Annotated in this window: 22 protein-coding genes; 16 read left to right on the top strand and 6 right to left on the bottom strand. The window is 66.3% G+C overall.

Annotation, left to right across the window (positions count from 1 at the left end; all coding sequences use genetic code 11):
* Positions 1 to 321, top strand: a complete 321-nt coding sequence (locus tag ACIQCM_RS02035) for a chorismate mutase (protein WP_400603568.1) — start codon at positions 1 to 3, stop codon at positions 319 to 321.
* Positions 322 to 327: 6 nt separating this feature from the next.
* Here ACIQCM_RS02035 and ACIQCM_RS02030 read toward each other — a convergent pair whose 3' ends face one another.
* A complete protein-coding gene (locus ACIQCM_RS02030; RefSeq protein WP_400603570.1) occupies positions 328 to 717 on the bottom strand; it encodes a hypothetical protein in 390 nt (129 codons plus the stop codon).
* Positions 718 to 845: 128 nt separating this feature from the next.
* Here ACIQCM_RS02030 and ACIQCM_RS02025 point away from each other — a divergent pair, with 128 nt between their 5' ends.
* The 6 genes from ACIQCM_RS02025 to pdxS all read left to right on the top strand — a co-directional run bounded on the left by ACIQCM_RS02025 (position 846) and on the right by pdxS (position 8,995).
* On the top strand, positions 846 to 1,187 hold the full coding sequence (locus tag ACIQCM_RS02025; RefSeq protein ID WP_400603571.1) for a DUF6504 family protein: 342 nt from the start codon (positions 846 to 848) through the stop codon (positions 1,185 to 1,187).
* A complete protein-coding gene (locus tag ACIQCM_RS02020) occupies positions 1,184 to 4,624 on the top strand; it encodes a DNA polymerase III subunit alpha (RefSeq protein ID WP_400603572.1) in 3,441 nt (1,146 codons plus the stop codon). The genes ACIQCM_RS02025 and ACIQCM_RS02020 overlap by 4 nt, the downstream gene beginning before the upstream one ends.
* Before the next feature lie 72 nt (positions 4,625 to 4,696).
* Positions 4,697 to 6,706: a threonine--tRNA ligase gene (gene thrS / locus ACIQCM_RS02015; RefSeq protein WP_400603574.1), complete on the top strand. Its 2,010-nt coding sequence runs from the start codon at positions 4,697 to 4,699 to the stop codon at positions 6,704 to 6,706.
* Positions 6,707 to 6,723: 17 nt separating this feature from the next.
* Positions 6,724 to 7,308, top strand: a complete 585-nt coding sequence (locus tag ACIQCM_RS02010; protein ID WP_400603575.1) for an HIT family protein — start codon at positions 6,724 to 6,726, stop codon at positions 7,306 to 7,308.
* Positions 7,301 to 7,924, top strand: coding sequence for a phosphatidylinositol phosphate synthase (pgsA, locus tag ACIQCM_RS02005; RefSeq protein ID WP_400603577.1), 624 nt, complete (start codon positions 7,301 to 7,303; stop codon positions 7,922 to 7,924). Before ACIQCM_RS02010 ends, pgsA begins: the two co-directional genes overlap by 8 nt.
* Positions 7,925 to 8,068: 144 nt before the next feature.
* Entirely contained in the window at positions 8,069 to 8,995 is a 927-nt protein-coding gene (gene pdxS / locus ACIQCM_RS02000) for a pyridoxal 5'-phosphate synthase lyase subunit PdxS (protein WP_377216101.1), read from the top strand.
* Positions 8,996 to 9,236: 241 nt separating this feature from the next.
* On the opposite strand, the gene ACIQCM_RS01995 is transcribed toward pdxS, so the two are convergent.
* From ACIQCM_RS01995 to ACIQCM_RS01985, 3 genes are all read right to left on the bottom strand, one after another.
* A complete protein-coding gene (locus ACIQCM_RS01995; RefSeq protein ID WP_400603579.1) occupies positions 9,237 to 11,249 on the bottom strand; it encodes a M3 family metallopeptidase in 2,013 nt (670 codons plus the stop codon).
* A 63-nt stretch (positions 11,250 to 11,312) separates the two neighbouring features.
* On the bottom strand, positions 11,313 to 12,065 hold the full coding sequence (locus ACIQCM_RS01990; RefSeq protein ID WP_400603581.1) for a type 1 glutamine amidotransferase: 753 nt from the start codon (positions 12,063 to 12,065) through the stop codon (positions 11,313 to 11,315).
* Positions 12,062 to 13,354, bottom strand: coding sequence for a MurT ligase domain-containing protein (locus tag ACIQCM_RS01985; protein ID WP_400603583.1), 1,293 nt, complete (start codon positions 13,352 to 13,354; stop codon positions 12,062 to 12,064). The genes ACIQCM_RS01990 and ACIQCM_RS01985 overlap by 4 nt, the downstream gene beginning before the upstream one ends.
* 89 nt (positions 13,355 to 13,443) lie before the next feature.
* Between ACIQCM_RS01985 and pdxT the strand changes: the two genes are divergently transcribed.
* The 9 genes from pdxT to ACIQCM_RS01940 all read left to right on the top strand — a co-directional run bounded on the left by pdxT (position 13,444) and on the right by ACIQCM_RS01940 (position 23,291).
* A complete protein-coding gene (gene pdxT, locus ACIQCM_RS01980) occupies positions 13,444 to 14,154 on the top strand; it encodes a pyridoxal 5'-phosphate synthase glutaminase subunit PdxT (RefSeq protein WP_400603585.1) in 711 nt (236 codons plus the stop codon).
* Between the two features lie 3 nt (positions 14,155 to 14,157).
* Positions 14,158 to 14,913: a YebC/PmpR family DNA-binding transcriptional regulator gene (locus tag ACIQCM_RS01975; RefSeq protein WP_400603586.1), complete on the top strand. Its 756-nt coding sequence runs from the start codon at positions 14,158 to 14,160 to the stop codon at positions 14,911 to 14,913.
* A gap of 10 nt (positions 14,914 to 14,923) precedes the next feature.
* Positions 14,924 to 15,502 (top strand): crossover junction endodeoxyribonuclease RuvC, encoded by a 579-nt coding sequence (gene ruvC, locus ACIQCM_RS01970; RefSeq protein ID WP_400603588.1) that lies wholly within the window; start codon positions 14,924 to 14,926, stop codon positions 15,500 to 15,502.
* An 88-nt stretch (positions 15,503 to 15,590) separates the two neighbouring features.
* A complete protein-coding gene (ruvA, locus tag ACIQCM_RS01965) occupies positions 15,591 to 16,235 on the top strand; it encodes a Holliday junction branch migration protein RuvA (RefSeq protein WP_400603590.1) in 645 nt (214 codons plus the stop codon).
* Positions 16,228 to 17,313, top strand: coding sequence for a Holliday junction branch migration DNA helicase RuvB (ruvB, locus tag ACIQCM_RS01960; RefSeq protein ID WP_400603592.1), 1,086 nt, complete (start codon positions 16,228 to 16,230; stop codon positions 17,311 to 17,313). Before ruvA ends, ruvB begins: the two co-directional genes overlap by 8 nt.
* A gap of 138 nt (positions 17,314 to 17,451) precedes the next feature.
* Positions 17,452 to 17,901, top strand: a complete 450-nt coding sequence (yajC, locus tag ACIQCM_RS01955) for a preprotein translocase subunit YajC (RefSeq protein WP_400603594.1) — start codon at positions 17,452 to 17,454, stop codon at positions 17,899 to 17,901.
* Positions 17,902 to 17,998: 97 nt separating this feature from the next.
* Positions 17,999 to 19,756 (top strand): protein translocase subunit SecD, encoded by a 1,758-nt coding sequence (gene secD, locus ACIQCM_RS01950; RefSeq protein WP_400603596.1) that lies wholly within the window; start codon positions 17,999 to 18,001, stop codon positions 19,754 to 19,756.
* Positions 19,756 to 20,772 (top strand): protein translocase subunit SecF, encoded by a 1,017-nt coding sequence (secF, locus tag ACIQCM_RS01945; RefSeq protein ID WP_400603598.1) that lies wholly within the window; start codon positions 19,756 to 19,758, stop codon positions 20,770 to 20,772. Before secD ends, secF begins: the two co-directional genes overlap by 1 nt.
* Before the next feature lie 128 nt (positions 20,773 to 20,900).
* On the top strand, positions 20,901 to 23,291 hold the full coding sequence (locus ACIQCM_RS01940) for a RelA/SpoT family protein (protein ID WP_400603600.1): 2,391 nt from the start codon (positions 20,901 to 20,903) through the stop codon (positions 23,289 to 23,291).
* On the opposite strand, the gene ACIQCM_RS01935 is transcribed toward ACIQCM_RS01940, so the two are convergent.
* Complete coding sequence (locus tag ACIQCM_RS01935; RefSeq protein ID WP_400603602.1) at positions 23,172 to 23,912, bottom strand: type IV toxin-antitoxin system AbiEi family antitoxin; 741 nt, start codon at positions 23,910 to 23,912, stop codon at positions 23,172 to 23,174. The genes ACIQCM_RS01940 and ACIQCM_RS01935 overlap by 120 nt on opposite strands.
* Before the next feature lie 102 nt (positions 23,913 to 24,014).
* Positions 24,015 to 25,457, bottom strand: a complete 1,443-nt coding sequence (locus ACIQCM_RS01930) for a DUF349 domain-containing protein (protein WP_400603604.1) — start codon at positions 25,455 to 25,457, stop codon at positions 24,015 to 24,017.
* Positions 25,458 to 25,491: the final 34 nt, after the last annotated feature.

Genomic DNA, 25,491 nt, shown 5'->3' with positions numbered 1-25,491 from the left:
ATGGCGACAATTCAAGGAAATGATAGGGACGCCCTGGCGGACAAAGAGCAGCTTGCTGCCGTACGGGTCGCCGTTGACGAGGTGGATGACCAGATCGTCACCCTCATCGCCCGGCGCGAACGGCTCATCCGCATCGCCGGAACCCTTAAAGGGGACGACGCCGAAGTGCGGGCACCCGGACGCGTGGAACGGATCATCGAGCACGTCCGTTCGGCCGCGGAAAAGAAGGACATCGACCCGGACATCGTCGAATCCACCTACCGGGCCATGATCTCCGGGTTCATCGAACTCGAAATGCGCGTGCACAAGGGCAACGGCTAAAACCCTCTAGAGGGACTCGGAGACCGGCACGCCGGACTGGAAGTCCCTTCCGTCTGCCTCGCTGAAGGCGGTCATCACGTGGCCCTCGCCCAGCCCGTTGATGGCGGCGAGCGGGAACTGCCCGGTAATGCTGGTGGCCGAATGGGTCACGCCGGAGAGGTCATAGTCCTCTTCTATGCCCTGGTCCCGGTTGAACGAGTAGAAGGCGATGGCCTCCCCGTTCATGAATTCGATGCACAGCCGCCGCTGCGCGGAGTAGTCCGGCGTGGCCCCCATCAGGCCCACCACATAGGCGCCGGAACCGGGAATGCTGCCGTCTATGTCAAAAGTGGCGATGGCAGTGGAGTCCTGCGTTGTGAGGCTTGCCTGCTTGAGGAGTGCGTCATCGGTGCTCATGGCTCCATCCTGCTCCCTGCCGCACCGTCAGTCCACCCCCGTCTAGGTTTTGTCCTGGCCCCGTCGTAGACTGGAATTATTCGAACACATATTCGAATAATTCGTTCGTTCCATCCGGGGAGGCAGCCATGGGCCTGTTCAGTGAATCCGTGGATGTGGCGTGCTCTCCGGACGGCGAGCCCCGGGAACTCTGCTGGGGCGGGCGGTCATACACGGTCTGCGCCGAACCGGTCCGCTGGTATGAGCGCCGCCAATGGTGGGCGGAGGAACGCCGCGCGCCCCTGGGCAGCGGGCCCGGCCTGGTGGACCATGAAATCTGGCGCGTCCAGGTCCTCCCCACCGCCGGTCCGGAAGCCAACGGTCCGGATGCTGCGGGGGAGCCGCTCACCCTGGACCTTTCCCGCCATACCGGCAGCGGCCGCTGGCGGCTCCTGCGGATCCACGATGCACTGCGGCCCCGGACAGCATGAGCTTCACCCACCTCCACGTCTCCACCGCCTTCAGTGCGCACTACGGGGTCTCCTGGCCCGAGGAACTCGCCCAGGCCGCCGCGGCGGACGGGGCAACAGCGCTCGCCTGCACGGACCGGGACGGCCTGTACGGAACCGTCAAGCACCTCAAAGCCTGCATGGCCGCGGGAATCGATCCCATCGTCGGGGTGGACCTCGCAGTTTTCGACGACGACGGCGACCACCGCACCCAGGTGTCCGGCCGGGTGGTGGTACTGGCGCGCGGAAACAACAACGGGGCAGGCTACCGTGCCCTGTGCCGGCTGGTATCGGATGCCCACGCCCGCACCTCGGGCAAATCCGGGGGAGCGGTCCCGGCTGCCGTCACCCGCGCGGAACTGGCATCGCGCACCTTGGACCCGAACACCCTCAAACCCGTCCTCACCGTGCTGATCGGCCCTGACTCGGACGTGGGCCGTGCCATGGGCGGACGGCGCTACCTGCGCCCCCGCACCCTGTTCAAGGCATGGCTGGACGCCATGCCCGCCGGCACCGTGGTGACCGAAATCGTCTCCCAGCTCAGCCCTCCCGGGACGCCGCTCAGCACGGCCCACGCCGTCCGGATGCTCAAGCTCGCCGAAGAGCACCGCATCCCCGCCATCCTCACCAACGCCGTCAGGTACTGTGCCGCGGACGGGGCGCCCACAGCGGACGTCCTGGACTCGGCCCGCACCCTGAAATCCCTCCCGGAGCTCGCCGGCGAACCGCTGCTGCAGCCCACCGGCCGGGGCTGGCTGAAAACATCCGCGCAGATGCTCCAGCTGGGCAAGGAAATCATCTCCGCGGCCGGCTATGGCGCCGCGGACCTCAAACAGCTCATGGCGCAGACCGAGGCGCTCGCGGACCTCTGCCGGATCGATCCCGCATCGGATATGGGCTGGAAGCGGCCGGTGGTTCCCGAAGCCTCCGTCCTTGGCATCAGCCAGGACCCGCATGCGGAACTGACCCAGCGCTGCCACGCCGGGATCGGCAGGCGGTTCCCCGGTATCGCCGGGTCAGCTGAACGGGACATGCTGGCCCGCCTGGAGCATGAACTGGGCATCATCCGGAACCTGGGGTTTTCCGCCTACTTCCTGACCGTGGCAGAAGTGTCCCGGATGATCCAGGAAATGGGGGTCCGCGCCGCTGCGCGCGGCTCGGGGGCGTCCAGCCTGGTTAACTACCTCATCGAGGTCAGCCACGTGAACCCCCTGCAGCACGACCTGATTTTCGAGCGGTTCCTGTCGCGGGACCGGGCCACCCTGCCGGACATTGATATCGACGTCGAAAGCGCCGAACGCCATAACGTCTACCACCGCATCTTCGAACGCTTCGGCGCGGAGCGGGTCACGCTGATGAGCATGCAGAACGGTTACCGTGCCCGGGGTGCTGTCCGGGACGCGGGGCTTGCCCTGGGCATGGATGACGGTGAAGTGGGGGAGATCGCCAAGCAGCTGTGGCGGTTTTCGGCCGGAAAGTTCCGCGAGGCGCTGCAGGAGAAACCGGAGCTGCGCGGGTTCGCCGGCCGTGTGGAGCGGCGGGACGCGGACGGAAACCAGCAGCTGGACATGCTGGTGGACCTCACCGAACGCCTGGACCGGCTGCCCCGGCACATCTCCATGCACCCGTGCGGGGTGATCCTGGGGGATGCCACCCTGCTGGACCGCACTCCCGTGCAGCCCAGCGGCCTCGGGCTGCCCATGAGCCAGTTCGACAAGCACGACATGGACCCCATGGGGATGCTCAAGCTGGACGTGCTGGGCGTCCGGATGCAGAGTGCCATGGCCTTTGCTGTCCGGGAGGTCATCCGCATCCATTCCGGCAAGGAGGACGTGGTGTCCGCGGGCCGCCACGCGCCCGGACCTGACGGCTCCGGGCCCGACTACATTGCGGACAACGGCCGCATCGACCTCAACGCCGTGCCCCTGGATGACGAAGCGACTTTCGAACTCATCCGCAGCACCCACACCCTGGGCTGTTTCCAGATCGAGTCCCCGGGGCAGCGGGAGCTGATCGGCAAAATGGCGCCGCGCGAGTTCAACGACCTCATCATCGATATTTCGCTGTTCCGGCCGGGGCCCATGAAATCGGACATGGTACGCCCTTTCCTGGAACACCGGCACGGGTTCGCCCCCGAGGTCTATCCGCACCCGGACCTGAAGCCCGTCCTGGCGGAAACACACGGGGTCACGGTTTTCCACGAACAGATCCTGAAGACCTTCGATGTCATGACCGGCTGCGGCCTGGCGCGGGCGGACGAATTCCGCCGTGCCCTGGGCAACGAAGCGCTCGAACTGGGCGTGGAGGAGTTCTTCCGCAGGGAAGCACGGAAAAACGGCTACACCCCGGAAGTGGTGGACAAGGTCTGGGGGACCCTTAAGTCCTTTGGCAGTTTTGGGTTCTGCAAAGCCCACGGTGCCGCCTTTGCCGTGCCCACCTACCAGTCGGCCTGGCTCAAGGCGCACCATCCGGAAGCCTTCCTGGCCGGCCTGTGGGAGCACGATCCGGGAATGTATCCCAAGCGGCTGCTCGTGGCTGAAGCGCGGCGGATGGGCATCCCCATCCTTCCCCTGGACATCAACCGCAGCCACGCCGAGTACCGGGTGGAGCGGATCCTGTCCGGGCCTGATACCGGAAAACTGGGCATCCGGCTGAGTTTGAATGGGATCTACGGCCTGTCCGCCACCGAACTTAAGCGGATCGTTGCGGGCCAGCCGTACGACTCGCTTGCCGATCTCCGCGCCCGGGCCAGGGTCAGCAAGCCGAACATCAAACGGCTGGCCCAGCTGGGCGCTTTTGATTCGCTGCACCGGGAAGCCGGCGGTACGGCAAACCGGGCGGACCTGGTGCACCACCTTCAGGAGCTCTCCGCCCCGGGCAGCGCGCGGAAAGGCAGGGAAGTCCTCGAGGGACAGCTGTCCCTGCCCCTGGGCGATATTGAACTGCGCAACGTTCGGCCGGGCCTTCCCGCGCCCACCCTGGCAGACAATGTCCGTGCGGAGCTGGATCTGCTGGCCGTGGACGTCAGCAGCCACCTGATGGACAGCCACCGGCCGCTGCTGGACAGCCTGGGGGTGACCACGGCGGACAAGCTGCTGGGCCTGCGCAACGGCACCGAAGTGCTGGTGGCAGGGGTGCGGGTCGCCACCCAGACGCCTCCCATGCGCGGGGGCAGGCGGGTGGTGTTCATCAGCATTGACGACGGCACCGGATGCATCGACTCGGTTTTCTTCCACGAGGCCCAGGAAAACGCCGGCCCGCTCCTGTTCGGCACCCGGCTGCTGCTGATCCGGGGGACCACCCGCCGGACAGGGCCGCGGGGAATCAGCCTCAGCGCCAGCATGGCCTGGGACCTTGCCCGCCCGGAGACACTCCCCGTCCCCGCGGCCGCGTTGGTCGGCCCTCCGCAGAACCTATAGCATTGACGGTGGCTGGCTGTGGTCCCCGTACGCCACAAGCTATGAAGCCGTAACTTTGAATAGGAGACACCCGTGTCAGATGCCCAGCAGATCACCCTTCTCGTCGATGGCGAAGAGACCAAGGTGGCTACCGGGACAACCGGTGCGGAACTCTTCTTTGAGCGCCGCGACGTGGTCGTGGCCCGCGTCAACGGCGAACTGAAGGACCTGGACCAGGAGCTGCCGGAAGGCGCCGACGTCGAGGGCGTCACCATCGATTCCCCCGACGGCCTGAACGTGCTCCGCCACTCCACCGCCCACGTCATGGCCCAGGCGGTGCAGCAGCTGCGGCCGGACGCCAAGCTGGGGATCGGCCCCTACATCACGGACGGCTTCTACTTCGACTTCGACGTCGCAGAACCGTTCACCCCCGAGGACCTCAAGACCCTCGAGAAGATGATGCAGAAGATCATCAATCAGAACCAGAAGTTCGTCCGCCGCGTGGTCAGCGAGGACGAAGCCCGCGAGGCCATGAAGAACGAGCCCTACAAGCTCGAGCTCCTGGGCAAGAAAAACGAGGCCGCCGAAGCCGGGGAAGGCGTCAACGTCGAGGTGGGCGCCGGCGACATCACCATCTACGACAACGTGGAGCGCAAGGAAGGCACCACCGTCTGGTGTGACCTGTGCCGTGGCCCGCACCTGCCCAACACCAAGCTGATCTCCAACGCCTTCGCGCTGACCCGCTCGTCCTCCGCCTACTGGCTGGGCAACCAGAAGAACCAGCAGCTGCAGCGCATCTACGGCACCGCCTGGCCCACCAAGGAAGCCCTCAAGGCCTACCAGGAACGCATCGCCGAAGCCGAACGCCGCGACCACCGCAAGCTGGGCTCCGAACTCGACCTGTTCTCCTTCCCGGACGAACTGGGATCCGGCCTGCCGGTGTTCCACCCCAAGGGCGGCATCATCCGCAAGGAGATGGAAGACTACTCCCGCCAGCGCCACGTCGAGGCCGGCTACGAGTTCGTCTACACGCCGCACATCACCAAGGGCCACCTGTACGAGGTTTCGGGCCACCTTGACTGGTACAAGGAGGGCATGTTCCCGGCCATGCACGTGGACGCCGAACTCAACGAGGACGGCACCGTGCGCAAGCCCGGCCAGGACTACTACCTGAAGCCGATGAACTGCCCCATGCACAACCTCGTCTTCCGCTCCCGCGGACGGTCCTACCGCGAACTGCCGCTGCGGCTGTTCGAATTCGGTTCCGTGTACCGGTACGAGAAGTCCGGCGTGGTGCACGGCCTGACGCGCGTGCGCGGCATGACACAGGACGACGCCCACATCTACTGCACCCGCGAGCAGATGAAGGACGAGCTCACCAAGACCCTGAACTTCGTCCTGGGCCTGCTCAAGGACTACGGGCTCAACGACTTCTACCTGGAACTGTCCACCAAAGACCCCGAAAAGTACGTTGGCGACGACGCCACCTGGGAAGAAGCCACCCGGACCCTCGCCGAGGTGGCGCAGGAGTCCGGACTGGAACTGGTTCCGGACCCGGGCGGGGCGGCCTTCTACGGTCCCAAGATTTCCGTGCAGGCAAAGGACGCGCTGGGCCGGACCTGGCAGATGTCCACCATCCAGCTGGACTTCAACCTGCCAGAGCGCTTCGAGCTGGAATTCCAGGCCGCCGACGGAACCCGCCAGCGGCCGGTCATGATCCACCGCGCCCTCTTTGGTTCCATCGAGCGCTTCATGGGTGTGCTCACCGAGCACTACGCCGGCGCGTTCCCCGCCTGGCTGGCTCCTGTCCAGGTGGTGGGCATCCCGGTGGCGGAGGCCTTCAACGAGTACATGTTCGACGTCGTTGACCAGCTCAAGGCTGCGGGCATCCGAGCCGAGGTGGACACCTCCTCAGACCGCTTCCCCAAGAAGATCCGCACCGCCAGCAAGGACAAGATCCCGTTCGTGCTGATTGCCGGCGGGGACGACGCCGAGGCAGGCGCCGTGTCCTTCCGTTTCCGTGACGGAAGCCAGGACAACGGCGTGCCGGTGGCCGAGGCGGTCAAGCGGATCACCGAAGCCGTCCGCAACCGGACCAGCTAGCGGAAACGGAACACACCGTGCAGGAAAACACAGGCGCCGGGTATCCGGGGGATTCGGGCGTAACGGACGACTTCGACCTCGCCGGTGTTCCGGACGCCTTCCAGCGACTGTGGACCCCGCACCGCATGGCGTATATCAAGGGCGGCCAGCACCAGTTCAAGAACCAGGACGACTGCCCCTTCTGCGTGGGTCCCGCCCGCACGGACGAGGAAGCGCTGATCGTCTACCGAGGCAAGACCTGCTACGTGGTGCTGAACCTGTTCCCGTACAATCCGGGCCACCTGCTGGTGTGCCCTTACCGGCACGTTCCGGACTATACCGACCTCACCGTGGAGGAGACCGCCGAATTCGCCGAGCTCACCCAGACCGCCATGCGCGTCCTGCGGAAGGTATCCAATCCCGGCGGCTTCAACCTTGGCATGAACCAGGGCGTCGTGGGCGGCGCCGGCATTGCGGCCCACCTGCACCAGCACATCGTTCCCCGCTGGGGCGGCGACGGCAACTTCTTCCCGATCATTGCCCAGACCAAAGCCATCACCCAGACCCTCGATGAGGTCCGCCGGCAGGTGGCCGAGGCCTGGCCCGGGGAGACGGATGCTTAACAGGCACGCCAGGGGATTCTTTACCGCACTCTTCACGCCGCTGGCCAGATGGCTGCTGCGGATCGGCGTTTCGCCGGATGCGGTCACCATCGCGGGAACGGCGGGCGTGGTGGTTGGCGCGCTGGTGTTCTACCCGTCGGGCCAGTTGTGGTGGGGCACGCTGTTCATCACGGCCTTTATCTTCTCGGACGTCCTGGACGGCATCATGGCCCGGATGCAGAACGTGAAGAGCCGCTGGGGCAACTTCCTTGACTCCACGCTGGACCGCATTGCTGACGGCGCCCTCTTTGCCGGGCTGGCCATTTGGTTCTTCACCGGCGGGTCCAACGTGCCCATTGCCATGGCGGCCACCATCTGCCTGGTCCTGGGCATGGTGGTTTCCTATGCCAGAGCCAAGGCCGAATCCCTGGGGTTCACCGCGAACGTCGGGGTGGCCGAGCGCGCCGAACGACTGGTGTCCGTCCTGGTGGTCACCGGGTTCACCGGCCTGGGCCTGCCGCCGGTGGTGCTGCTGGCCACTCTGGTGCTGCTGGGCGCAGCCAGTCTTATCACCGTGGTGCAGCGCATCGTTTCCGTCCGCCGGCAGGCCATGGCCGAGGCAGCGCCGGCGGATTAACCCTGATTAAGCCGGCGGCCCGCGGTGGGACTAGTATTAGGACTGCCCGGTCAATGGACCCGGCAATCCGTGTGTGTCAAGGCCGGCAGTTCCGTGCCGCCTGCACGCCGGGCGAAGGTCATCTATCTACCCATAGGGGTTTTTGTGTCTACACCTGATGTAAGCAGCGAAGCCGGTTCGTCCGCGAACAGCGTCACGGGCAGCAACCGCGTCAAGCGGGGCATGGCCGAGATGCTCAAAGGCGGCGTCATCATGGACGTCGTCAACGTCGAACAGGCCCGCATCGCCGAAGACGCCGGTGCTGTGGCCGTGATGGCGCTGGAACGCGTTCCGGCGGATATCCGTGCCCAGGGCGGCGTGTCCCGCATGTCGGACCCGGACATGATCGACCAGATCATCGACGCCGTGTCCATCCCGGTCATGGCCAAGGCCCGCATCGGCCACTTCGTTGAAGCCCAGGTCCTGCAGTCCCTCGGCGTCGACTACATCGACGAGTCTGAGGTCCTCACCCCGGCCGACTACATCAACCACATCGACAAGTGGAACTTCAAGGTTCCCTTCGTCTGTGGCGCCACCAACCTCGGTGAGGCACTGCGCCGCATCAACGAGGGCGCGGCCATGATCCGTTCCAAGGGCGAGGCCGGCACCGGCGACGTCTCCAACGCCACGGGCCACATGCGCCAGATCCGTGCAGAGATCGCCAAACTGTCCGCGCTGCCCGAGGACGAGCTCTACGTCGCGGCCAAGGAACTCCAGGCTCCGTACGAACTGGTCAAGGAAGTTGCCGCCGCAGGCAAGCTCCCCGTGGTTCTCTTCACCGCAGGCGGCATCGCCACCCCGGCGGACGCCGCAATGATGATGCAGCTCGGGGCTGACGGCGTGTTCGTCGGTTCCGGCATCTTCAAGTCCGGCAACCCGGCACAGCGGGCCGCCGCCGTCGTCAAGGCCACCACCTTCTACGACGACCCCGATGTCATCGCCAAGGCCTCACGCGGCCTGGGCGAAGCCATGGTGGGCATCAACGTCGACGAGATCCCCCAGCCCCACCGCCTCGCCGAGCGCGGCTGGTAATTCTCTCTTAGCGCCTTGGGGGCGCCGGACGGCGCGATCCTCTGCGTGCTATTCCCCGCCTCCCGCTGCCGCCAGACAGGCGATGGCTAGGGGCGGGGCCCCTTTTACGCACGCTGCCGGATCAGCCCCGCCGGTCGCTGGTCGCTTCGCCTAAGTCATGACGACGCCGGTTCCTCACCCTTTGCGGTGCGGGACCGGCGTCGTACTTCTTTAACTGGTGTGGGGTGGGTGGGGTGCCTGGCTATTCCAGGCCGCGGCGCTTGAGCAGCGGTTCCAGCCTTGCTTCGCGGCCCCGGAGGATCCGGAATGATTCCAGCGGGTCGCGGCTGTTGCCCCGCGACAGGAGTTCCCGGCGGAAGCGTTCGCCGTTGGCACGGGTCAGGCCACCCTGTTCCGTGAACCAATCCACCGTCTCCGCGTCCAGGACCTCGCTCCAGATGTAGGAGTAGTAGCCGGCCGCGTAGCCCGCGCCCGCGAAAATGTGCTGGAAGTAGCCGGTGCGGTAACGGGGCGGAATCAACGGGTGTGCAAGTCCGGCCGCGGCGAGGGCCTTCGCTTCGAAGGCTATGGCATCCTGCGGAACATCGTCCGGTCCGAGGACATGCCAGGCCAGGTCCAGCAGCGCCGCGCCAAGGTACTCCGTGGTGGCGAAGCCTTCGCCCCAGAGCCGGGAGGATTCCAACCGGTCCACGATCCCGGCCGGAAGCGGTTCCCCGGTTTCGTGGTGGCGGGCGTAGTTGGCCAGGACCTCGGGCCACATGATCCACATCTCGTTGACCTGGGACGGGTACTCCACGAAGTCGCGGGGCACTGCCGTGCCGGAGAGCTTCGGGTAGGTGACGTCGGAGAACAGGCCATGCAGCGCGTGGCCGAACTCATGGAACACTGTCCGCACCTCGTCGAGCGTCAGCAGCGTGGGTTCACCGGCCGGCGGCTTGGAGATGTTCAGCGTGTTGATGACCACGGGCCGGGCGTCCAGCAGGGCCGACTGGTCCACGAGGCTGTTCATCCAGGCGCCGCCGCGCTTGGATTCGCGCTGATAGTAGTCACCCAGGAACAGGCCCAGGCCGCTCCCATCCGCGTTCCGCACCTCCCAGACGCGGACATCCGGATGGTAGCCGGCGAGGTCGGTGCGCTCATGGAACGTGATTCCGTAGAGGGAAGTGGCGGCGAAGAAGACGCCGTCCGCCAGGACCCGTTCCAGCTCGAAGTACGGACGGATCGCGTGCTCATCCACCTGGTGCCGTTCCCGGCGGACCTTTGCGGAGTAGTAGGCCCAGTCCCAAGGTTCCAGAGGGTGCCCGGCCGCTTCTGCCAGGACGCGCGCCTCGGCATCTGCGTTCCGCACCGCCGCAGGCGCGAGCCGGTCCAGCATGGCCTGCACGGAGTCGAAGGAGGGTGCCGTCTGCAGATCCACCACCAGTTCGGCGTAATTGGCGAAACCGAGCAGGGCCGCTTTTTCCGCGCGCAGGCCGGCCATGGTCCGGGCAAGTCCGGTGACGTCCAGTGCACCGCCGCCGCTGCCGCGCCCCACGGACGCTTCGAACAGCCGACGGCGGACGTCCCGGTTCCCCAGCGCGGCGAGGGCCGGCTGGTTTCCCGGCTGGAGGAGGGTGAGCAGGAACTTGCCATCGTGCCCTGCGGCGCGCGCGGCTTCGGCAGCGGCTGCAACCTCGTCATCCGGCAGGCCGGCCAGTTCCGCCCGGTCTTCAATGAGCAGGGCGCCCGACTTCATTCCTTCCTTGACCCTCTGGCCAAAGTCGGTTCCCAGCCGTGCCAGTTCGGCGTTGATGGCGCGGAGACGCTCCTGCCCCGCCGCGTCCAACTGGATACCGGCCTGGCGGAACTCCTTGAGGTACTCCTCCACCAGCCGCGCCCCCTCGGCGTCGCACCCGGAGGTGTCGATGGCCGCGAAACGCCCGTATAGGTCCCGGTTGAGAAATATTTCGTCCTGGTGGGCGGAGAACCGCGGCGCCAGCTTGGTCTCGAGTGCCCGGATTTCCTCCGACGCGTCCGCGGAAACCAGCGTGAAGAACGACGCCGATGCCCGCCCCAGGAGCCGGCCGGAGCGTTCCATTTCCACGGCGGTGTTTTGGAAAGTCGGGGCAGCAGGGTTGCCGGCGACCGCCCGGATCTCCGCCAGCTGCTCACTGAGGCCGGCTTCGATGGCTTCTTCGAAGTGCGCGGGAGTGACCGTGCTGAACGGCGGAAGCCCGTACTCCAGCGGGCTGGGCGTGAGAAGGGGGTTTGTCATGAGGCAAACCTTTCACAACGGCCCCGGCGGCTCAACGCGACAGACCGCCCGCCGTCCAACCGGCTACCGGGGTCGGCGCGCCGCGTGCTGCCGGGCGAGCTCAGCGAAGTGGTCGTCCGGCTCGCCGGGTTCAAACGTGCCGAACTTCCGCTCAGCCGCGGTGCGGATCAGGAAGTCGGCGATCGCGGGATTCTTCGGCAGCAGCGACCCGTGCAGGTAGCTGGCGACGATGTTCCGGTAACGGGCGCCCTCGTGGCCGGAGCTGCTGTTGTTGCCGGTCCCCTTGGCAACGGTCCCCAGCGGCCGTACCGCAGGACCGAGCGTGGTCTGGCCGCTGTGGTTCTCGTAACCCAGGACCTCGCCAAACTCAAGAGTGTCCACTTTGACGTTGCCGATCAGGCGCTCGTCCGTGCCGTGGGTTTCCACGTCCAGGATGCCGATGCCGGGGATCACGGTGCCGGTCCGCGTCTTGAAGAAGCGCCCAAAGAGCTGGTAGAGGCCGCAGATCACCAACATGGGCAGGCCGTCCTCGGCGAGGGCCTTCAGTACCGGCGCGCGGGACTGCAGGTCGTCCTGGATGATCAGCTGGCCGCTGTCCTGTCCGCCGCCGCCCACCAGGATGTCCGCCTCCTCCGGCCAGGCGTCGCCCACGTTGTATTCGATGAGTTCCGGGGTGTAGCCGTGCCACGAGATGCGGCGCTGGAGCACCAGGGCGTTGCCCCAGTCGCCGTAAATATTCATGTCCCGCGGGTACAGCTGCACCACCCGGAGTGTCCCTTTGCTCCCGCCGCCGGTAGTTGCTGCTTCTGGGTTCACGAGACAACCTCCACGGTGGTGATCTTGGACAGCTCACGCCGGATGGCCAGCATGGCGGTGTAAGTGCAGAATATCCGCTTGGGCTTGCCCTTCCCTTCCCTGATGAACGACGCCAGGGCCGGGGCGATTTCCGGCTCCACGGAGCCAACCGGCACCTCGTCGTACTGCAGGCGCAGCGCCATGTCGTAGGCACGTGAACCGGTCAGCTGGTCCACGCCGCCTTCCCGGAGGGATTCGAACTCCACGTCCCACAGCCAGGACATGTCGCGGCCGTCGGCGTAGTTGTCATTGATGGCCACCATGGTGGCATAGCCCGCTGCCGGGAAGGACTTCAGTCCCAGCCGGAAGCCGCTGGGGTTCTTCACCAGCACCAGATCCAGCGGCTGGCCGTCCACGGTCAGGCTCTCGCCGCGGCCGAACGCCGGCGCAACCCGGGACAGTGCGGCCAGCAGCGCATCGTTGTCAGCGGCGGCCGCGCCGCTGCCGCAGATGCTTCGCGCCAGGGTGAGCGCGGCTGCGGCATTGAAGATGTTGTAGACGCCGCGAAGCTTCATCCCTGTGGTGGCCGTACCGCCGTCGTACTCAAAGCTGGCGCTGGCGGCGCCCACCGAGCGGAGTACGACGTCGGCTGCGGGCTTTTCGGGCAGGCGCGCCGGAGCGGGGCTGCCGGGAGCGGCGCGCATGTCGTCGTCGTTGGGGAATGTCCCGAGCATCGAGTCGTCCAGGCCGAAATACTTCACTTCCTGGCCGGTGAGGGTGTCTGCGATCCGCGCCACACGTGGGTCTTCCCGGTTGAGGACGACGGTTCCGGTGGTCTTGGCCGCGATGTGCTGAAGCAGCTGGGCTGTCTTGTCGATTTCGCCGAACCGGTCCAACTGGTCCCGCAGGACGTTCAGCAGCAGGCAGTACCGCGGCGGGACGCTGTTGACGAAGTGCACGGCATGGGCCTCGTCCAGCTCAAGGACGGCGATGTCCGCGTCCAGCCGCCCCCGCCAGTCAACCTCGCCGAGCAGCGCCGCCGCCACGCCGCGGGTGAAGTTGCTGCCGGTGCGGTTGGTGAACACCTTCAGCCCCTGGCTTTCGAGCAGTTCAACCACCATCTTCGTGGTGGTGGTTTTGCCGTTGGTGCCGCTGACCACCGCCACGCCGTGGGGGAGGTCTGCCAGCGTCCGCCGCATGAAGCCGGGGTCGATTTTCTCGACGACCAGGCCGGGCAGGGCCGAGCCGCCGCCCCGAAGCCGGGACACCCGGCGGACCAGCTTGCCGAGCGGAACACTGAAGTAGAACATAGTTCGAATATATCCCAGCAGGGGCATGCATCCCGCCGGCCGGGATGACCCGCGACCGGGGGAATGGCCCCGGCCCGTATGCTGGATGGATGACAACTTCCCTTTCCGCCGCTCCCGCACGTCCTGGAACCGGGCTGCGGATCGGTGTACTGGCGCTCCAGGGCGACTTCCGCGAGCACCTCCGCGCTGCTGCAGACAGTGGCGCGGAGGCGGTGGCCGTACGCCGGCCACAGGAGCTGGAAGGCCTGGACGGCCTGATCATTCCCGGCGGGGAATCCACCGCCATCGACAAGCTGGCCCGCGCGTTTGAGCTTGCAGTGCCGCTGCGCGAACGCATCGCCGCCGGCCTGCCGGTCTACGGGTCCTGCGCAGGCATGATTCTGCTGGCCTCCGATATTGCAGACCCTGCGACCGACCTGTCCGGCGCGCCGCAGCAGACCTTCGGCGGCCTGGACATTACGGTGCGCCGCAACGCCTTCGGCCGGCAGCGGGAGTCCTTCGAAACTGACCTGGACTTCAAGGGATTGGAGTTCAGTGCCACCGGCTCCGGCGTGGCGCCGGTCCATGCCGTGTTCATCCGAGGGCCCTGGGTGGAGCGCGTTGGGCAGGACGTGGAAGTGCTGGCACAGGTGGAGCCGGCCGACCCGGAACATGCCTCCCACGCGGCGCCCCTGCCCGGGACGGCTAGAATTGTGGCAGTGCGTTCGGGCCAGCTCCTGGCCACCTCCTTCCACCCGGAAGTGACCGGGGAAAAACGCATCCACGAACTTTTTATCCGCATGATCAGAGGAGAAGCGTAAAGCATGTCAGGCCACTCCAAATGGGCAACGACCAAGCACAAAAAGGCGATCATTGACAGCCGCCGCGCCAAGTCGTTCGCCAAGCTGATCAAGAACATCGAAGTCGCGGCCCGCATGGGCGGTCCGGACCTCGCGGGCAACCCTGGCCTGGAACTGGCCGTCACCAAGGCCAAGAAGACCTCGGTTCCCAACGACAATATCGACCGTGCCATTAAGCGCGGCGCCGGCCTCACCGGCGAAGTGGTGGACTACACCGAGATCATGTACGAAGCCCGCGGCCCGCAGGGGTCCGCCCTCCTGATCGAGTGCCTCACCGACAACAAGAACCGGGCCGCGTCCGAGGTACGCCTGGCGATCTCCCGTAACGGCGGCACCATCGCCGACCCCGGGTCCGTCAGCTACCTCTTCACCCGCAAGGGAGTAGTCAACCTGCCCAAGAACGGCCTCACCGAAGATGACGTCCTGATGGCCGTGCTCGATGCAGGGGCTGAAGAAGTCAAGGACAACGGCGAGACCTTCGAGATCCACTCCGAGCCCGGAGACCTCCCCGCGATCCGCGGGGCGCTCAAGGAAGCCGGCATCGAATACGACACCGATGAAGTGGAATTCGTTCCCTCCATGCAGGTGGAACTGGACGTGGACGGCGCGCGGAAGTTCCTCAAGCTCGCGGACGCCCTGGAAGAGCTCGACGACGTGCAGAACGTCTACAGCAACGCCGACCTCAGCGACGAAGTCCAGGCCGCCCTGGAATCCGAGTGACGGAACGCCCGTGACGCTCCGCGTCCTGGGCGTTGACCCGGGCCTGACCCGCTGCGGCATCGGCGTAGTGGACGTGGAACGGAACCGGCGCGCCACCATGGTGGCTGTCGGCGTCGTGGGCACCGCCCCGGATGAGACGCTGGATCAGCGGCTATTGGTCATTGACACTGCCATTGACGAATGGCTGGACCGCTACGAACCGCAGGTTCTCGCCGTCGAACGCGTTTTCTCCCAGCTCAACGTCAGCACCGTCATGGGGGTGGCGCAGGCGTCCGGCGTGGTGATCGCCGCGGCCGCGCGCCGCGGCATCCCGGTGGCGCTGCACACGCCGTCGGAAGTCAAGGCAGCTGTTACCGGCAGCGGATCCTCCAACAAGGATGCCGTAACCAAGCTCGTCACCAAGATCCTCCGGCTGGACGCGCCGCCCCGGCCCGCCGACGCAGCAGACGCCCTGGCCCTGGCCATCACCCACGCGTGGCGGGCAGGCAGTGGTGCCGCCGTCGCGACCACCGGCCCCGGAAGCTCTTCCCTGACCCCGGCGCAGCGCGCATGGGCCGATGCTGAGGCCAAGGCGCGCCGCTCGCGCTGAATGTCGGGTGCCTTGCTAGGGTATTCGTAGATATGTTCGGATAGCCGGTCCTCCGTGATGGAACCGGCCGTACACCAGGAGCCAGGCCTTGATCAGTTTCCTCCGCGGAACCGTGGCGCACGTAGGCCTGTCCACGGCCGTCATCGACCTCAACGGGGCCGGCATGAGCGTGAACGCCACGCCCCAGACGTTGAGCGGACTGCGCCTCGGTGAAGAGGGGCAGCTGTTCACGTCGCTGATCGTTCGCGAGGATTCCCTCACCCTCTTCGGGTTTGCGTCCGACGACGAACGGGAAGTTTTCGACGTGCTGCTCAGCGTGAGCGGCGTGGGCCCGCGGCTGGCGCTGGCAGTACTTGCCGTCCACGAACCGGAGGCCATCCGGGTTGCAGCGCACAGCGGTGACAGCAAGACCTTCACCAAGGTGCCCGGCATCGGGCCCAAGGTGGCGGGCCGGATCGTACTGGAACTGGCAGGAAAGCTGGTGCCGCACGGCACATCCGGCGCAGCCGCGGCGCCGACAGCCGCCGAAGCGTCCTGGAAGCCCCAGGTGGTGGCCGCCATGACCAGCCTGGGATGGTCCGAGAAAGACGCCTCCGGCAGCATCGAGAAGGCGCTGGCCGACGAGCCAGAGGTTTCGTTCCGCGGCAACGTCCCGGAAATCCTGCGTACTACCCTCCGGTGGCTGGGCCAGGACGGAGCGCGTGCCGGCAACCGCGTAGGCAGCCGTGGCTGAACCATCCCTGGTGGCTGCGGGGGAGGAGCCGGAAGAGCGGGCCATCGAGGCCGCGCTCAGGCCGAAGAACCTGGACGACTTCGTGGGCCAGCACCGCGTGCGGAAACAGCTCTCGCTGGTGCTGCAGGCCTCCCGGATGCGCGGACGCAGCGCAGACCACGTGCTTTTCTCCGGTCCGCCCGGCCTCGGCAAGACCACCCTCGCCATGATTGTGGCCGCGGAAATGAATGCTCCCCTGCGCATCAGCAGCGGCCCGGCCATCCAGCACGCCGGGGACCTCGCGGCCATCCTGTCGTCCCTGTCCGAGGGCGAGGTGTTGTTCCTTGACGAAGTCCACCGGATGTCCCGGCCGGCCGAGGAAATGCTCTACATGGCCATGGAGGACTTCCGGGTGGACATCGTGGTGGGCAAGGGTGCCGGCGCCACGGCTATCCCGCTGGAGCTTCCCCCGTTCACCCTCGTGGGAGCCACCACCCGCGCCGGACTGCTGCCTGGTCCGTTGCGCGACAGGTTCGGGTTCACTGGGCACCTCGAGTTCTACTCAGTGCCGGAGCTGGAACTCGTGTTGCGCCGCTCCGCGGGACTGCTGGACCTGAAGGTCAACTCCGCCGGCTTCAGTGAAATAGCCGGGCGTTCCCGCGGTACGCCCCGTATCGCCAACCGGCTGCTGCGGCGCGTGCGGGACTGGGCCCTGGTGCACGGTGTGGAGCAAATCGATGCCCGTTCGGCATCGGCGGCGCTGGACATGTACGAGGTGGACAAGAAGGGCCTGGACCGCCTGGACCGGGCCGTCCTGGACGCCCTGATCACCAAGTTCGGCGGAGGGCCGGTAGGGCTGTCCACCCTGGCGATCGCCGTCGGCGAAGAAACCGAAACGGTGGAAACAGTGGCCGAACCGTTCCTGGTCCGCGAGGGGCTCCTGGGCCGGACGCCCCGCGGCCGCATCGCCATGGCTGCGGCATGGACCCATATGGGCTACGCCGTCCCGCCGGGACTCTTCGGCCAGGAACAGCTGGAGCTCTTCGAGCCGGAAGAAGGCGGAACCCCGGCGGGAGACTGGGCCACGGAAGGCCAATAGGGCTTACCTCCAGCTTTTCCCTTTAGACTTGGTATGACGCTCGGCACGTTCGGGTCTCGTCCGGCGGCCGCCGTCAACCGCGGCCCGCGCCGGACTCATCATCAGGCTAGTTAAAGAATGGATTTTCCCTTGGACCCAATGTCAATTCTCCTGTTCGTCATGCTCGGCGTTTTCATCTTCATGATGTTCCGCCGGAACAAAAAGGCGCAGCAGCAGCAGGCGGAACTCCAGTCGAAGTTCGGCCCAGGCGTTGAGGTCATGACCAGCTTTGGCCTGTTCGGACACATCGTGGCCATCGATGACGCGGAGAACAAGGTCACCCTGGAGCTCTCTCCCGGAAACCTGGCCACCGTGCACCGCCAGGCCGTCACCAAGATCGTGGAACCGACCACCGTTGCGGAGCCTGCGGTCGCCGATGAGCCCACCGTGGCTGCCGGGCCGTCCGTGCCGGCAGTACCTAACGACGCCTCCTCCCTCACTGCTCCCCAGCCCGGCACGACGGCGGAGCCGCTGGACGCGCCGGCCCCCGTTGAGACCCCCGAGGAAACCCTGAAGCGCTTGAACGGCGAGGGCAGGAAGGACAGCTAGTCCGCTGCCCCGCACCACCTCTACCGCTGCGGTTCACCGCCGGTGCACGCCACGGCAGGCACCGGCGGTTCTTCCGTGAATAAGAGAAAGATCGACAATGCCACGAACTGGCCCTAAGAAACCAGGACTCAGGGTCCTGGTCTGGCTCGGCGTAATCATCGCCGCGCTGACCGCTGTCCTGGCCGGCGGCACCATGTCCGGACAGGCCGGCTGGGCGCCCAAGCTGGCCCTTGACCTGGAAGGCGGCACCCAGATGATCCTTGCGCCCCGGGTAGAGGGCGGTTCGGACATCAACGAGGAACAGCTGAACCAGGCCGTGGCCATCATCCGCCAGCGCGTGGACGGCTCCGGCGTGGCCGAAGCCGAGATCAGCACGCAGTCCGGCCGCAACGTTGTGGTCAGCCTGCCGGGCACGCCCTCCACGGAGACCCGTGAACTGATTCAGGCCTCCGCCGACATGAACTTCCGCCCCGTGCTCCTCAACGGGGACGGCACCGCAGTGCCTAAAGAGTCCCGGACGCCCGCGGACAAGCTTCCCAAGCCCTCCGCTGAGCCGGCGAACAGCAGCGATACCAACTGGATCACTCCGGACGTGTACCAGGAGTTCGAGGCGCTGGACTGCAACAGCCCGGAAGCAGAGAAGGCCGAGCGGTCCGACCCCGCCAAGCCCCTGGTGACCTGTGAACCCGGCACCGGGACCACACCGGCGATCAAGTACATCCTGGGCCCGGTTGAGGTCAAAGGCAGCAACATCGTTACCTCGTCCTTCCAGCTGCAGGCCGGCGCCCAGGGCGCCGTTACCAACCAGTGGGCCGTCAACATCCAGTTCGACGGCGAAGGCACGGAAAAGTTCAAGGCCGTCACCGAACGCCTGAACCAGTTCTATGTGGCAGCCGGCGGCGACTCCGGCACCGACCCGAAGGCGCAGTTCGCCATTGTCCTCGATGACCAGGTGATTTCCGCACCCCGGGCGCAGGCCGTAATCACCGACGGCCGGCCGCAGATCACCGGCGGTTTCACCGAGCAGACCGCCAAGGCCCTCTCCGACCAGCTGCGCTTCGGCGCGCTGCCCATCAGCTTCGAGATCCAGAGCGAGCAGCAGATCTCGGCGACCCTCGGCGGCGAGCAACTTCGCATGGGCCTGCTGGCAGGCCTGATCGGGCTGCTGCTGGTGGTGGTTTACTCCCTGTTCCAGTACCGTGCCCTGGGTTTCGTCACCATCGCGTCCCTGGCCGTGGCGGGCGTGCTGACCTACCTGGCGATCGCAATCCTGGGCTGGACGGAAAACTACCGCCTGTCCCTCGCCGGCGTGGCGGGCATCATCGTAGCCATCGGCCAGACGGCCGACTCGTTCATTGTGTACTTCGAACGAATCCGCGACGAGCTGCGCGACGGGCGTGGACTGGTCTCCGCCGTCGAGAACGGCTGGAAGCGTGCCAAGCGGACCGTGCTCGCATCCAAGGCCGTCAACCTCCTGGCCGCGCTGGTTCTCTACTTCGTGGCGGTGGGCAATGTCCGTGGCTTCGCTTTCACCTTGGGTCTTACGGCGATTGCCGACCTCATCGTCGTGTTCATGTTCACCCACCCGACGCTGCAGTTGTTGGCCCGCACCAAGTTCTTCGGTGAAGGCCACAAGCTGTCCGGCCTGGACCCCGAGCGGCTGGGTGCTGTTCCGCTGTACCGGGGCGCGGGCCGTCTCCGCACGCCGGAGGCCCGCCCCGTGGCGGCGCGGGCCAAGAACACCGGCGCCGCCGCTGAGGCGGAGCGCCGGATGACCATCGCCGAGCGCCGCATGGCCGAAAAGCAGGAGCAGCTCGCAGGCTCTGCGAAGTCCGCCGCGAAGGAGAACAAATAATGCCCAGCTTCGCCAACTTCGGCAATGAGCTTTACACCGGTAAGCGCTCCTACAACTTCGTTGACGCCAAGAAAATATGGTTCATCATCGCGGCCGTGGCCGTAGCCCTGTCCATCCTCATCCCGGTGGCCAAGGGCGGGTTCAACCTCGGCATTGAATTCCGTGGCGGCTCTGAGTTCACCGTCTCGAACGTGCAGACCAAGGACGCCGCGCTGGGCGAGAAGGCAGTCACGGACGTGGTTCCTGGCAGCGTCCCCCGCGTGGCCAACGTGGCCGGAACCACCATGCGGATCCAGACAGACAAACTGACGGACGACGAGACCCTGCGCATCAAGGAAGGCCTCACCACCGCTTACGGCGTGACGGACAACGAGGTGACCTCCACGTTCGTGGGTCCCACGTGGGGCGCCGATGTCACCAAGCAGGCACTGATCGGCCTGGTTATCTTCGTGATCCTGGCAGCAGTGCTCATGGCGTTGTACTTCCGGACCTGGAAGATGTCCCTGTCGGCGATCGCGGGCATGGCAGTGACCATGTTCATCACCGCGGGGGTGTATGCGCTCAGCGACTTTGAGGTAACGCCCTCGGCCATCATCGGCTTCCTGACCGTGCTTAGCTACTCCTTGTATGACACCGTGGTGGTCTTCGACAAGATCCGCGAAAACACCGCGGAAATAGACGCTTCCACGCGCAGGACCTTCGGCGAGGAGGTCAACCTCGCCGTCAACCAAACCCTGGTGCGTTCCATCAACACCATGATGGTGGCGATCCTGCCGGTCGGTGCCATCCTGTTCATCGGTGCGGGACTCCTGGGGGCAGGAACGCTGCGCGACCTTTCGCTTGCCCTGTTCGTGGGCATCCTGATCGGTACGGCAGCCACGATCTTCGTGGCCGCCCCGATGTACGCCTGGCTGCGCGAGGGCGAACCCAACCTGGTCAAGCAGGCCAAGAGGGTTGCCCAGCGCCGCGCCGGCTCGGCGGACCGTGCCGCCACCGCGGCGCCCGCAGGGGCCTGACCAGTCCTGACGGCCCGGACGGTGTCCCAGTGACACCGCCCGGGCCGTCAGGCGCTTAACGGCCGGTTACGGATGTCTCCGCCGTGAGGAATAGACTGAAGTAATTAAACGTGGTGAGGGGTGCTTCATTGGAAGAACGTTCGTCGTCGGTGCCAACGGCCCAGGGCGGCCAGGGTCCTGCCGGTCCGCAGGCCGGTACGGCCGGACCTGCGCGCCCCGGACCGCTCGTTCCGGTGGACAACTCGGGACAGCGCCCCACTTTTCCAGGCCGCCGGGAGCGGACCCGGTCACGCCTTGCACGGCTCACCGGACGCAGCACCGCCACGTATTCGCCGATCCTGGAGCCACTGCTCCGGACCGTCAGGGCAAATAACCCCAAAGAGGATTTCGACCTCATCCAGCGTGCCTTCGAAGTCGCGGAGCGCAGCCACCGCGGGCAGAAGCGCAAGAGCGGGGACCCCTACATCACCCACCCTGTCGCCGTCGCCACGATCCTTGCCGAACTGGGGCTCTCGGGAACTACCCTGGCTGCCGCCCTTTTGCACGACACGGTGGAGGACACGTCCTATACCCTTGCCGACCTGAAGCGCGATTTCGGCCCCGAGGTCGCCATGCTGGTGGACGGCGTCACCAAACTGGACAAGGTCAGCTTCGGCGAGGCCGCACAGTCCGAAACGGTCCGCAAAATGGTCGTGGCCATGGCGAAGGACATTCGGGTGCTGATGATCAAGCTCGCGGACCGGCTGCACAATGCCCGCACGTGGCGCTTCGTCTCGGCCGAGTCCTCGGCCCGGAAGGCGCGGGAGACGCTCGAAATCTTCGCCCCGCTGGCCCACCGGCTCGGCATGAACACCATCAAGTGGGAGCTGGAGGACCTCTCCTTCGCGGCACTTTACCCCAAAGTGTACGAAGAAATTGTACGGATGGTGGGGGACCGGACCCCGGAACGGGAAAAGAGCCTGGGCGTCATCCGCGACCAGATTGCCGAAGACCTGCGCGCCGCCCGCATCAAGGCCACCATCACCGGCCGGCCCAAGCACTATTACTCCATCTACCAGAAGATGGTGGTCCGGGACAAAGACTTCGACGACATCAACGACCTCATGGGCGTGCGGGTGCTTGTTGACTCGGTCCGTGACTGCTACGCGGCGCTCGGCACCATGCATTCACGCTGGAACCCGCTGCCCGGCAGGTTCAAGGACTACATCGCCATGCCGAAGTTCAACATGTATCAGTCCCTCCACACCACGGTAATCGGTCCCGGCGGCAAGCCCGTGGAGATCCAGATCCGCACGCATGAAATGCACCGCCGGGCCGAGTATGGCGTGGCCGCCCACTGGAAGTACAAGGACCAGCCCAACCGGACAGCAGTTGGGCCGGGCAGTCCCCGTGACGGTGACATGGGCTGGCTGCGCTCCCTGGTGGACTGGCAGCAGGAGACCTCGGACCCCGGTGAGTTCCTGGATTCGCTGCGCTTCGAAATCAACGCCCGCGAGGTCTTCGTTTTCACCCCCAAGGGCGAGGTCATGGCCCTGCCGGCCGGGTCCACCCCTGTGGACTTTGCCTACGCTGTCCACACCGAGGTGGGCCACCGAACCATCGGGGCGCGGGTCAATGGCAAACTGGTTCCGCTCAACAGCGAGCTCAACCATGGCGACTGGGTGGAGATCTTCACCTCCAAGGCCGAGGGCGCAGGTCCCAGCCAGGACTGGCAACACTTCGTCAAGAGTGCCCGTGCGCGTAACAAGATCCGCCAGTGGTTCAGCAAGGAACGCCGCGAGGAAGCGATCGACCGGGGCAAGGAGCTCCTGACCCGGGCCATGCGGAAGCAGAACCTGCCGCTGCAGCGCCTGATGACCCACGAGGCCCTGGCCGCAGTGGCGGAGGAATTCAAATACGTTGATATCTCCGGGCTGTACGCCGGCGTCGGTGACGGGCATACCTCCGCACAGTCCGTCATGGAAAAGCTCGTCGAAAGCCTGGGCGGCAACGAGAGCCCCGACGACGACATCACCGAGGTCAGTGTCCCCACCCATCTGAGCAAGGCAAAGTTCTCCGATTCGGGCGTGGTGGTCCGTGGCGTGGGCGATGTCTGGGTCAAGCTCGCACGGTGCTGCACGCCGGTGCCCCCGGACCCCATCCTGGGCTTCGTGACCAGGGGCTCGGGCGTGTCCGTGCACCGCACCGACTGCACCAACATCTCCGACCTGAAGGACCAGCCGGACCGCATCGTGGACGTGGACTGGGCACCCACGCAGTCCAGCGTGTTCCTCGTGGAGATCCAGGTGGAGGCTCTGGACCGCAAGTCCCTCCTGTCCGACGTAACCCGCGTCCTGTCCGAGAACCACGTGAACATCCTGGCCGCCAGCGTCCACACCTCCACGGACCGCGTGGCCATCTCAAGGTTTGCCTTCGAGATGGGCGACCCCAAGTACCTCAGCCACGTTCTCAGCGCCGTGCGCCGGATCGACGGGGTCTTCGACGTCTACCGCACCACCGGTAACAAGCGGAGGAGCTAACCGGGCCAGCTTCTCCAGGGCAGCGAGTTTGTGGGGCACCCGCGGGGTGGCCTCGATGGCCAGGACCAGCAGCCTCAGCCGGACGTCCTGCTGCGGCCTGCCGAGGAGGCTTGCCAGGGCAGGGAGGGCCAATCCGGCCTCGACGTGCAGGGCGATGTCCAAAGCCGTCCGCAGGGGACTGGAAACCATCAGCCCGCCCAGGCTGATTACGTCCATGGGGCCCAGCCTGACCTCGTGGAGCGTGCAGCCGCGGGTATTGCGCAGCCCGGAGACCCGGCGCTTGGCGTCCACCAGGAGCGCCAGCCTGTCCGGTTCCGCAGCGCACCCGTAGATCCACGCCGCCGTCATGCGCCCGGCCACCACCCGCTGCCGCACCTGCAGCGGGACAGAAACCGCGGCGGCCCGCGCCCGGAGCTGGGCGGAATGCCGGACGTCCGGGAGCGTGAAGCCGTTCTGGTGGAGCCGCGTGAGCACACCGTCCGCTGCCAGGGACTGCAGTTCGGGCGGAGTGAAGGGCATGCCGGGTGCGTACATCTCCGGAAATCGCAGCGCCGGCGGCTCGGCGGCCTGATGAGGTTCCGTGCGGGCTGCTGCAGGGGAGTGGAGCTGGGGGTGTGCCATCCCCCCATCCTGCCGCGGAAGCTTTAACAGCCACAGGCCCGGTTCCGGTTATGTGGATAACCGGAACCGGGCCTGTGGCCCTCACGCAGACGCGGGAGCGGCTTAGGCCAGTTCGCTGGCCGAGCGCTGGATCTGGTCGAGCCAGGCCTGGCGGGCTTCGAGTGCCTCACGGGCCGCTGCGATCCTGCGCTGGTCCCCGGTCTTTTCCGCCGCTGACAGATCCTCCTGAAGTCCTGCAATGGCGGACTCAAGCTGGGAGAGGGCGCTGTTGGTGCGTGCCTTACGCTCGGGGTTGGAACGCTGCCACTGCTCGTCCTCGGCCTGCTTGACGGCGTCTTCCACCTTCCGCAGTCCGGCTTCGACGCGGCCCATGTCCGCCCGGGGCACCTTGCCGGCCTCTTCCCAGCGGTCCCGCACGGACTGCAGGGCCTTCTTGGCAGCTGCCAGGTCCTTCACCGGGAGGATGGCGTGGGCCTCGGCCAGCAGCGCTTCCTTTACCGTGAGGTTCGCGGCGTACTCCTGGTCGATCTCGTCATTGGCTGCCTGGCGGGACGTGAAGAACACGTCCTGCGCAGCGCGGAACCGCGCCCACAGGGCATCATCATCCTTGCGGCTGGCGCGCGGCGAGGCCTTCCACTGGTCCATCAGCCGTCGGTACTCACCGGCTGCAAAGCCCCAGTCAGTGGAGCTGGACAGCGCCTCGGCTTCGGCGATCAGTTTCTCCTTGGCGGCCTTGGCGGCCGAATTGTTGCTGTCCAGCTGGGAGAAGTAGGCCCGGCGGTGACGGTCGAACACGGTGCGGGCGGCGCGGAACCTCTTCCACAGTGCGTCCTCGTTGCTGCGGCCGAGGCGGACGCCGCTCTTCTGTGCGGCTTTCCAGTTCTCGAAAAGTTCGTTCATGCGGGCGCTGGAGGTTTTCCACTGCGTCTGCGCCGGATCCTGCCCGGAGATCTGCTCGGCTTCGGCCACAATTGCTTCGCGCGCAGCCAGTTCCGCCGCGCGCACCGCGTCATGCTCGGCCTTTTCCGCGTGCTCCAGCTCGGAAATCTGCCCCTCGAGCTTGTCCAGGCGTGCTTCGGCGGAGCGGAGGTCGCCCACCATGTTGCGCTCCGCGAGCTGTTCGCGCAGATGGGTGACGGTCTTCTGCATGTCGGCGCTCGGAGCCTTGGAACTCACGCGCTGTTCCAGCAGTACGATCTGGGCCACGACGTCGTCGTACTTCCGGGCGAAGTAGGCCAGTGCTTCCTCGTTGCTCACGCCGGGGTACTGGCCCACAGGGTGCTCGCCGCCATCGATGGTCAGGAAGACGTGCCCGTCCCCTTCCACGCGGCCCCACTTGGCGGCTTCTTCCGGTGAGGTTGCCGGGGGTGCCTGTACCGGTGCGGCCGGAGCCGCGGCTGCGGGCTTGGGCCGGGAGGCGAAAGCCTTGGGTGAAGGTGCTGCGGGCCGTCTCGCCGGGGCAGGCGCAGGTGATGGAGCCGCGGGGGTCGCCGCTGCTTCGGCCGCGTCGGTTGCTGTTTCGTCGGATTTCTGACTGTCTGTCACCGCTAAAAGTCTTTCGCTTGGAGGGAAATACTCA

The organism is Pseudarthrobacter sp. NPDC092439 (genome assembly GCF_044754945.1).
Classification (GTDB): domain Bacteria; phylum Actinomycetota; class Actinomycetes; order Actinomycetales; family Micrococcaceae; genus Arthrobacter.
The sequence above is the reverse complement of the archived record's forward strand: the minus strand, read 5'-3'. Positions and strand labels throughout refer to the sequence as shown.

What these genes read in the sequence shown, in the direction of transcription:
- ACIQCM_RS02035 (WP_400603568.1), top strand. Translation starts at nt 1, where the DNA reads ATGGCGACAATTCAAGGAAATGATAGGGACGCCCTGGCGGACAAAGAG.
- ACIQCM_RS02030 (WP_400603570.1), bottom strand. Translation starts at nt 717, where the DNA reads ATGAGCACCGATGACGCACTCCTCAAGCAGGCAAGCCTCACAACGCAG.
- ACIQCM_RS02025 (WP_400603571.1), top strand. Translation starts at nt 846, where the DNA reads ATGGGCCTGTTCAGTGAATCCGTGGATGTGGCGTGCTCTCCGGACGGC.
- ACIQCM_RS02020 (WP_400603572.1), top strand. Translation starts at nt 1,184, where the DNA reads ATGAGCTTCACCCACCTCCACGTCTCCACCGCCTTCAGTGCGCACTAC.
- pgsA (WP_400603577.1), top strand. Translation starts at nt 7,301, where the DNA reads ATGCTTAACAGGCACGCCAGGGGATTCTTTACCGCACTCTTCACGCCG.
- ACIQCM_RS01995 (WP_400603579.1), bottom strand. Translation starts at nt 11,249, where the DNA reads ATGACAAACCCCCTTCTCACGCCCAGCCCGCTGGAGTACGGGCTTCCG.
- ACIQCM_RS01985 (WP_400603583.1), bottom strand. Translation starts at nt 13,354, where the DNA reads ATGTTCTACTTCAGTGTTCCGCTCGGCAAGCTGGTCCGCCGGGTGTCC.
- pdxT (WP_400603585.1), top strand. Translation starts at nt 13,444, where the DNA reads ATGACAACTTCCCTTTCCGCCGCTCCCGCACGTCCTGGAACCGGGCTG.
- ACIQCM_RS01975 (WP_400603586.1), top strand. Translation starts at nt 14,158, where the DNA reads ATGTCAGGCCACTCCAAATGGGCAACGACCAAGCACAAAAAGGCGATC.
- yajC (WP_400603594.1), top strand. Translation starts at nt 17,452, where the DNA reads ATGTCAATTCTCCTGTTCGTCATGCTCGGCGTTTTCATCTTCATGATG.
- secD (WP_400603596.1), top strand. Translation starts at nt 17,999, where the DNA reads ATGCCACGAACTGGCCCTAAGAAACCAGGACTCAGGGTCCTGGTCTGG.
- secF (WP_400603598.1), top strand. Translation starts at nt 19,756, where the DNA reads ATGCCCAGCTTCGCCAACTTCGGCAATGAGCTTTACACCGGTAAGCGC.
- ACIQCM_RS01935 (WP_400603602.1), bottom strand. Translation starts at nt 23,912, where the DNA reads ATGGCACACCCCCAGCTCCACTCCCCTGCAGCAGCCCGCACGGAACCT.